This window comes from Pseudomonas sp. 2VD (assembly GCF_005503585.1).
In the GTDB taxonomy this organism is placed as follows: Bacteria; Pseudomonadota; Gammaproteobacteria; order Pseudomonadales; family Pseudomonadaceae; genus Pseudomonas; species Pseudomonas aeruginosa.
On record NZ_SCND01000284.1, the window covers coordinates 1 to 8212 of the forward strand.

At 68.2% G+C, this 8212-nt stretch carries 9 protein-coding genes and 2 pseudogenes; 1 reads left to right on the top strand and 10 read right to left on the bottom strand.

The window, feature by feature from the left end; translation table 11 throughout:
* From FFS27_RS33740 to ccmA, 10 genes and pseudogenes are all read right to left on the bottom strand, one after another.
* Nucleotides 1–66: pseudogene (locus tag FFS27_RS33740) on the bottom strand (hypothetical protein); the annotation flags it as partial.
* 28 nt (nt 67–94) lie between these two features.
* On the bottom strand, nt 95–1318 hold the full coding sequence (ccmI, locus tag FFS27_RS24185) for a c-type cytochrome biogenesis protein CcmI (protein WP_009314778.1): 1224 nt from the start codon (nt 1316–1318) through the stop codon (nt 95–97).
* A complete protein-coding gene (ccmH, locus tag FFS27_RS24190) occupies nt 1315–1782 on the bottom strand; it encodes a cytochrome c maturation protein CcmH (protein ID WP_003133169.1) in 468 nt (155 codons plus the stop codon). The genes ccmI and ccmH overlap by 4 nt, the downstream gene beginning before the upstream one ends.
* On the bottom strand, nt 1779–2321 hold the full coding sequence (gene dsbE / locus FFS27_RS24195) for a thiol:disulfide interchange protein DsbE (protein ID WP_003083138.1): 543 nt from the start codon (nt 2319–2321) through the stop codon (nt 1779–1781). Before dsbE ends, ccmH begins: the two co-directional genes overlap by 4 nt.
* 3 nt (nt 2322–2324) lie before the next feature.
* Nucleotides 2325–4298 carry a heme lyase CcmF/NrfE family subunit gene (locus tag FFS27_RS24200; protein ID WP_003107324.1) on the bottom strand — a complete coding sequence of 658 codons (1974 nt, stop codon included), beginning with the start codon at nt 4296–4298 and terminating at the stop codon, nt 2325–2327.
* Complete coding sequence (ccmE, locus tag FFS27_RS24205; RefSeq protein ID WP_003083137.1) at nt 4299–4787, bottom strand: cytochrome c maturation protein CcmE; 489 nt, start codon at nt 4785–4787, stop codon at nt 4299–4301. It lies immediately after the preceding gene.
* Nucleotides 4784–4960, bottom strand: a complete 177-nt coding sequence (gene ccmD / locus FFS27_RS24210) for a heme exporter protein CcmD (protein ID WP_003083136.1) — start codon at nt 4958–4960, stop codon at nt 4784–4786. The genes ccmE and ccmD overlap by 4 nt, the downstream gene beginning before the upstream one ends.
* Entirely contained in the window at nt 4957–5715 is a 759-nt protein-coding gene (locus FFS27_RS24215) for a heme ABC transporter permease (protein WP_003083135.1), read from the bottom strand. The genes ccmD and FFS27_RS24215 overlap by 4 nt, the downstream gene beginning before the upstream one ends.
* Before the next feature lie 122 nt (nt 5716–5837).
* On the bottom strand, nt 5838–6509 hold the full coding sequence (gene ccmB / locus FFS27_RS24220) for a heme exporter protein CcmB (RefSeq protein ID WP_003083130.1): 672 nt from the start codon (nt 6507–6509) through the stop codon (nt 5838–5840).
* Nucleotides 6506–7207, bottom strand: a complete 702-nt coding sequence (gene ccmA, locus FFS27_RS24225) for a cytochrome c biogenesis heme-transporting ATPase CcmA (protein WP_003140265.1) — start codon at nt 7205–7207, stop codon at nt 6506–6508. The genes ccmB and ccmA overlap by 4 nt, the downstream gene beginning before the upstream one ends.
* Nucleotides 7208–7492: 285 nt before the next feature.
* Between ccmA and FFS27_RS24230 the strand changes: the two are divergent.
* Nucleotides 7493–8212 (top strand): annotated as a pseudogene (locus FFS27_RS24230) (flagellar hook-length control protein FliK); the annotation flags it as partial.

The window sequence follows — 8212 nt, forward strand, 5'->3', positions numbered from 1 at the left end:
CGGATGCACCACGCACCCGCCGAGACCGCCCAGGAGAATCGCCAAACCCAGATACTTCGCCTTCACCGCCGCACCTCCCGCCAACCCGTTGTCGTTATGGCCGGGCCGCCTGGGGCTGGTCCGGGCCGTCGATGGTCAGCGCTTGCGCCGACGACTGGGCGGTAGACAACGGTTTGCCGCGTCCGATCCATTCGCCGGAGATGGCGTTGCCGGCGCGGGATACCCGCGCGACCAGCTCGACCTGCGGGAATCCGCTGAGCTTGAGCTGCGGCATCATGGCGTCGGCATCGCTCAGGCTGACCTCGGCCGGCAGGTCGGCGACGGTCAGGCGCTTCACTGCCAACGGCATCGGCGGGCCGCCGACGGCGCGGGCGAAGATGAACACGCTGTCGTCGGCCTTGACCTGGCCCTTCACCGCGTCGCTGATATCCACCTTCACCGTCAGGGTCACCCCGGCGGCAGCGGGCGCGGCCGGCGCCGGCGGGGTCTGCCCGGCCTCGGTCATGCGCTCGCGGGCGCGCTGGATGCCGCCCTGGATCGCCGAGCGTGCCGGGTCCTCGTTCGGCAACACCGACACCAGGCGCTCCCAGAAGCCGATGGCGTCGGCGTAGCGCTGCTCTTCGAAGGCGGCGATGCCGAGCAGGCCAAGGGTGGTCACTTCGGCCGGGTCGCCCTTCAGCGCCTCGTCAGCCAGGGCCTTGATCTGCGCGGTCATTTTCTTGCCACCGGAGAAATACAGTGCCTGCGCCCACTGGCCGAGCACTTCCGGCTGCCGCCCGCTGAGTTCGGCGGCGCGTTCGAAGGCCCGCGCCGCATCGGCGCCGCGTTCCTGGGTCATGTAGGTGCGACCGAGGAAGTACCAGCCCTGGGCGGAATCCGGCTGAGCCTGTACCGCGCGCTCCAGGCGCGCGGTCATCTCTTCCATGGAGTGCGGCGCCTGGGCGAATTCGCGGGCCAGCTCGACCTTGTCGCTGGCGCCCCAATGCAGGTACAGGCCGAGCGCGACCAACGGCACCAGCAGCGCCGCGACCAGCGGGACCGCCCGGCCCAGGCGCGAGCTACGCTCTTCGCCGCTGCCCTCGGTGTCGGCGAGCAGTTCGCGGGCAGCCTCGGCGCGGCCATTCTCCAGTTGCTCGGCGGTCAGCGTGCCGGCGGCCTGCTGGCCGGCCAGCTCGGCGATCCGCTCCTGATAAAGCGCGACGTTCAGGGCGGTACGGTCTTCCTCGGCCTGGGCGCGACGGCCACGCAGCAGCGGAATCAGCAGGAATGCCAGGGCCGCCAGCAGCAGCAGGCCGGCAGCGAGCCAGAAATCGATCATTTGTCGTTCTTCAACAGGTTGGCGAGGCGCGCTTGCTCCTCGGCGGACAGGGTGGTTTGCGCCTTGGCAGCGGTGCGCCGGCGGCGCAGGACGATCACGCCGATCACCAGCACGCCGAACAGCAGCAAGGCGCCCGGACCGAACCAGAGCAGCCAGGTACGCTCGTTGACCGGCGGCTTGTAGCGAACGAAGTCACCGTAGCGGGCAACCATGTAGTCGACGATCTCGCCGTCGCTCTTGCCCTGCTGCAACTGGCCGTAGATCTGCTTGCGCAGGTCGGCAGCGATCGGTGCGTTGGAGTCGGCGATGTCCTGGTTCTGGCACTTCGGGCAGCGCAGTTCCTGGGTCAGGTTGCGGAAGCGCTCGCGCTCGGCGTCGCTGGCGAACTCGTAGGTGTCGATGGCGGCCCGGGCCACGCCGCAGAGGGCGAGACCGAGCAGCGCGGTGGCGAGGAAACGCTTCATCGGGCCTCCGGCTCGTCCAGCAGTTGCTGGTACAGCGGCGCCAGTTGCTCGCGCCAGACTTTCTGGTCGACCACCCCGACGATCTTGTGGCGGATGATGCCCTGCTTGTCGATCAGGTAGGTTTCCGGCGCACCGTACACGCCCAGGTCCAGGCCCAGGGTGCCGTCGGCGTCGCTGATGCTCAGCAGGTAGGGATTGTGCAGCTCGTTCAGCCACTTGATGGCGGCGGCGTTGTCGTCCTTGTAGTTGATCCCGTAGATCACCACGCCCTGCTCGGCCAGTCGGGTCAGTTCCGGGTGCTCGACCCGGCACGACGGGCACCAGGTGCCCCAGACGTTGACCAGCGCCGGCTTGCCCTTGAGGTCGGCCTCGGTCAGGCGCCGGGCCGGGTCCTGCACGCTGGGCAGGTCGAAGGCCGGGAACGGCTTGCCGATCAGCGCCGAGGGCAGCTCGCTGGGGTCCAGCCAGAGGCCGCGGAAGAGGAACACCGCGACGATCAGGAAGATCCCCAGCGGCAGCAGCAGAATCGCTCGTTTCAAGACTCAGGCTCCCTGACCGGCGAGGCCCAGGGCCTCGCGCACACGTGTTTTCACCTTCACCCGGTAGCGCCGGTCGAGCGCCGCCAGGGCGCCGCCGAGGCCCATCAGCAGGCCACCGAACCAGATCCAGCGGACGAACGGCTTGACGTGCACGCGCACCGCCCAGGCACCGTTCTCCAGCGGCTCGCCGAGCGCCACGTAGAGGTCGCGAGTAAAGCCGGCATCGATCCCGGCCTCGGTCATCATCGAACTCTGCACGGTGTACAGGCGCTTCTCCGGATGCAGGGTGGCGATCTCCTTGCCGTCGCGGCTGACGTGGATGCTGCCCTTGTCCGAGGTGTAGTTCGGCCCTTCGTGATGCTTCGCGCCGTCGAAGAGGAAGTGGTAGCCGCCCAGTTCGACGGTGTCGCCGGGCGACATGCGCAGGTCACGCTGGGCGCTGTACTGGCTGCTGAGGACGATGCCGATGGCGCACACGGCGATGCCCAGGTGCGCCAGTTGCATGCCCCAGTAGCTGCGGGTCAGGCTGCGGGCGCCGGCCAGCACGCCCTTGTGCCGGGTCTTGTCGAGGAAGTCGCGGAAACCGGCCAGGACCACCCAGGCGGACAGCAGGAACACCGCCAGCACCGCCCAGTTGAAATCGCCGAAGTACATCGAACCGGCCGCCGCCAGGACCGCGCTGGCCACCAGCACCGGGGTCAGCATGCCGAGCAGCCAGCGGCTCGGGGTGTCCTTCCAGCGCACCAGCACGCCGACCGCCAGGGCCGCCATCAGCGCCGCCATCAGCGGCAGGAACATGGCGTTGAAGTACGGCGGGCCGACCGACAGCTTGGCGCCGCTGAGGGCATCGAGCAGCAGCGGGTAGAGAGTCCCGAGGAGGATCATCGAGGCCGCCACCACCAGCACCAGGTTGTTCAGCAGCAGCAGGGTCTCGCGCGACCACAGGGCGAAGCCGACCTGGCTCTTGACCACCGGCGCGCGCAGGGCGAACAGGGTCAGCGAGCCGCCGACCACCAGCAACAGGAAGGCGAGGATGAACACCCCGCGCTCCGGGTCGGAGGCGAAGGCGTGCACCGAGGTGAGCACGCCGGAGCGGACCAGGAAGGTGCCCAGCAGGCTCAGGGAGAAAGCGGCGATCGCCAGCAGCACGGTCCAGCTCTTGAACACGCCGCGCTTCTCGGTCACCGCCAGCGAGTGGATCAGTGCAGTGCCGACCAGCCAGGGCATGAAGGAGGCGTTTTCCACCGGATCCCAGAACCACCAGCCCCCCCAGCCCAACTCGTAGTAGGCCCACCAGGAGCCGAGCACGATGCCGATACCGAGGAAGGCCCAGGCCACCAGGGTCCAGGGCCGCGACCAGCGCGCCCAGGCGGCGTCCAGGCGGCCGCCGAGCAGTGCGGCGATGGCGAAGGCGAAGGCCACCGAGAATCCGACGTAACCCATGTAGAGCATCGGCGGGTGGACGATCAGGCCGACGTCCTGCAACAGCGGGTTGAGGTCGTTGCCGTCCATCGGGGTCTGCGGCAGCAGGCGGCTGAACGGGTTGGAGGTGATGATCAGGAACAGCAGGAAGCCGGTGCTGATCATGCCCATCACCGCCAGCACGCGGGCCAGCATGACCTCCGGCAGTTGCCGGGAGAAGATCGACACGGCGAAGGTCCAGCCACCGAGGATCAGCGCCCAGAGCAGCAGCGAACCTTCGTGGGCGCCCCAGACGGCGCTGAACTTGTAGTACCAGGGCAGCGCGCTGTTGGAGTTGCCGGCCACGTAGGCCACCGAGAAGTCGTCGCGCAGGAAGGCCCAGGTCAGGCAGCCGAAGGCGAAGGCGAGGAAGGCGAACTGCCCCCAGGCCGCCGGGCGCGCCAGGCTCATCCACTGGCGGTCGCCGCGCCAGGCGCCGACCAGCGGCAGGCTCGACTGCACCAGGGCCAGGCAAAGGGCGAGGATCAGGGCCAGGTGGCCGAGTTCGGGGATCATCTACTTGCCCTCCTGGTTGTACGAGGTCTCGCCGGCGGCCTTGCCGTTCTCGTAGTGCTTCAGTTGGCCGCTGTCCTTGAGCGCCTTGGTGACTTCCGGCGGCATGTAGTTCTCGTCGTGCTTGGCCAGCACTTCATCGGCCACCAGCACGCCGTCGCCGCCCAGCTTGCCGAGGGCGACGATGCCCTGCCCCTCGCGGAACAGGTCGGGAAGGATGCCATGGTAGGCGATGGTCACTTCCTTGGCGCCGTCGGTGACCACGAAACGCACATTCAGCGAATCCTCGCTGCGTTGCAGAGAACCCTTTTCCACCAGGCCGCCGGCGCGTATGCGGGTGTCGGTCGGCGCTTCGCCGTTGGCGATCTGGGTCGGGGTGTAGAACAGGTTGATGTTCTGTTGCAGGGCCGATAGCGCCAGGCCCACCGCGGCGCCGACGCCCACCACGATGGCGAGGACGATGATCAGACGTTTCTTGCGGACCGGATTCACTGCTGGGCCTCCCGGCGCAGACGACGCGCCTCTTCTTGCAGGTAGCGGCGCCGGGCCAGCAGCGGCTCGGCGACATTGATCGCCAGCACCAGCAGGCTGATGCCGTAGGCCGACCAGACGTAGGGGCCGTGATGGCCCATGGCGAGGAAGTCGCCGAACGATTCGAAGCTCATCGTGCCTTCTCCACCAGGGCCTTCACCTCGGCTTTCGCCCAGGCGGTGCGGGACTCGCGCTTGAGCACTTCCAGGCGCATGCGCACCAGCAGCATGGCCGCGAAGAAGCAATAGAAGCCGAGGACCATGATCAGCAACGGCAACCACATCTCCACCGGCATCGCCGGTTTCTCGGTGATGGTGAAGGTGGCCGGCTGGTGCAGGGTGTTCCACCACTCCACCGAGTACTTGATGATCGGGATGTTCACCACGCCGACGATGGCCAGTACGGCACAGGCCTTGGCCGCGCTGTCGCGGTTACTGATCGCCTGGCCGAGGGCGATGATGCCGAAATAGAGGAAAAGCAGGATCAGCATCGCCGTCAGGCGCGCGTCCCAGACCCACCAGGCGCCCCAGGTCGGCTTGCCCCAGACGGCCCCGGTAAGCAGCGCGACGAAGGTCATCCAGGCGCCGATGGGGGCGGCGCACTGCACCGCCACGTCGGCGATCTTCATCTTCCAGATCAGCCCGACGGCACCGGCCACGGCCAGCATGACGTAGCAGGACTGGGCGAGGAAGGCCGCCGGCACATGGATATAGATGATGCGGAAGCTATTGCCCTGCTGGTAGTCCGGCGGCGCGAAGGCCAGCCCCCAGACGCAGCCGGTGACGATCAGCAGCGCCGCCGCCACGGCGAACCAGGGCAGCCAGCGGCCGCTGATCTCGTAGAACCACTTGGGCGACCCAAGCTTGTGAAACCATGTCCAATTCATCATCAGGCTCTGTTTACAGGGCTCTTTGGAAATACCGGGCAGGCCTTCCGCTGCCAGCCCGGGTCAAGCGTGGGCGGCGCAGCCGCCCGGTACCGCACGCCCGCCGATGCCTTCGGCGGGCGGACTCACTCGCCTACGCTGATCTTCAGGCCGGCAGCGATGGCGAATGGCGTGAGTGTCAATGCTAGCGCCGTCAGGCTCGCCAGCCACAATAAATGTCCGCTGCTGGGCAGTCCCTGCAACGAAGCCTGCAGCGCCCCGCTACCGAGAATCAGCACCGGGATGTACAGCGGCAGGATCAGCAGCGCCAGCAACAGGCCGCCGCGCTTGAGGCCCACGGTCAAGGCCGCGCCGACGGCGCCGAGCAGGCTCAGCACCGGCGTACCGAGCAACAGGGAAAGCAGCAGCACCGGTATGCAACGGGCCGGCAGGCCCAGCATCAGCGCGAACAGCGGCGACATCAGGACCAGGGCCAGCCCGGAAAACAGCCAGTGTGCCAGCACCTTGGCCAGCACCAGAAGAGCCAGGGGGTGCGGCGAAAGGACCCACTGCTCCAGAGAACCGTCCTCGAAATCGCTGCGGAACAGCCCTTCCAGCGAGAGCAGCACGGCCAATAGCGCCGCCACCCAGACCAGGCCGGGCGACAAGGTTTGTAGCAATTGGCTTTCCGGCCCGACCGCCAGGGGGAACAGGGCGATGACGATGGCGAAGAACACCAGCGGGTTGGCCAGCTCCGCCGGTCGGCGGAACAGCAGGCGCGCCTCGCGCGCCAGAAGCAGGCTGAAGACGTTGCTCATGCCGGATCGCCCAGCGCCGGCTCGACCGTCGCGCCGCTGGCCGCCTTGAGCGCACCGAGGTCCAGCTCGCGGTAGCCGGCGGGCACCTGCTGCAGGCTGTGGTGGGTGGTCAGCACTACCATCCCGCCGCGCTGGCAATGCCCGGCCAGGTGCGCTTCCAGTTGCGCCACCCCCTGTTTGTCGAGGGCGGTGAAGGGTTCATCGAGGATCCACAAGGGCGGTGCGTCCAGGTACAGGCGGGCCAGCGCCACGCGGCGTTGCTGGCCGGCGGAAAGGGTGTGGCAGGGAACGTCCTCGAAGCCACGCAGGCCGACGTCGGCCAGGGCCTGCCAGATCGCCTCGCGGCTGGCCGGCTGGTGCAGCGCGCAGAGCCAGGTGAGGTTCTCCTCGGCGCTGAGCAGGCCCTTGATTCCCGCGGCGTGGCCGATCCACAGCAGGCTGCGGGCCAGTTCGCCGCGCTGTTCGGCGAGCGGCCGGCCGTTCAGGCGGACTTCCCCGGCGGTCGGCTGCATCAGTCCGGACAGCAGGCGCAGCAGGCTGGTCTTGCCGCTGCCGTTGGGACCCACCACCTGCAACATCTCGCCGGCGGCCAGGCGCAGGTCGAGGCGCTCGAACAGCATGCGCCAGTCGCGCTCGCAGGCGAGCCCGACGGTTTCCAGCAAGGGGCTGGCTGTGGGGACTTCAGCAGGATCGGACATCGAACAACATCGCCAAGCGTCTCTCCTCGTCGCGGCGCCGGAGGCCTTCACGGAACAGACCCTAAAGTCGGGATAAACACGGCCGCTATACTGGTGACGACGCGGCCAGCCTGTTTGACAGGCGCGGCATTATACACGCCCTTCCCCAGCCTCCGCAGGGTCGTTTAAGACAGGTTGTTACCCATGCCAGCCGAGATAGGCGCTTCCCCATCACTACCCCCGGTTTCCGCCCCGCGCCCGCTGCCGCCGGCGCAATCGCAGGGCAACGCCCAGGCCGACGCCGAGATGACCCTGAAGCTGGTGCAGACCCTGGCCGGCCTGCTGGGCGAAGGCGAGTCGGGCAAGGCCGAGGTGCTGGCGGTCAAGGAAGGCCTGGCGAACAATTTCCAGGTCCTGCTCAAGCTGACCCTGGCGAACAGCGGGCAGAGCCTGGTGGAAGTGCAGAGCAACCGGCCGCTGGTGCCGGGCAACCTGCTCAACGTCAGCGCCACCAGCAGCGCCAGCGTGGTTGCCACCCTGCTCGACAGCATGGCCGGCGCTGGCCCGCTGAGCAGCCTCGACCTGGAGCAACTGCCGCCCGGCACCCTGCTCCAGGGCAAGGTCCTGTCCAGCACCGCGCTGCCGGCGGACAAGGCCCAGCAGGTGGTCTACCGGGTCCTGCTGAACCTGCTCAACACGCCGCTCGCCGGCAGCAAGCTGAGCCTCGACTCGCCCCAGGCGCTGCCGGTCGGCAGCCTGCTCACGGCGCTGGTTAAAAACAGCCAGCAGATCGACTTCCTGCCGCTCAGCGGACGCCTCGACCAGCTTGCGCTGGGCCAGCAACTGGCCGGGCAGAGCGCCCGCCAGGCTTCCCTGGAAGGCCTGTTCGCCGCCCTGCAGGGGCTGAACGGCCGCAACGACCTGCCGGACAGCCTGCGCCAGGCCGTGGAGCGCCTCTTCGCCGGCCTGCCGGAGGCGCAGAAGATTGGCGATTCCAAGCTGCTCGGCCAGGCCCTGCAGCAGAGC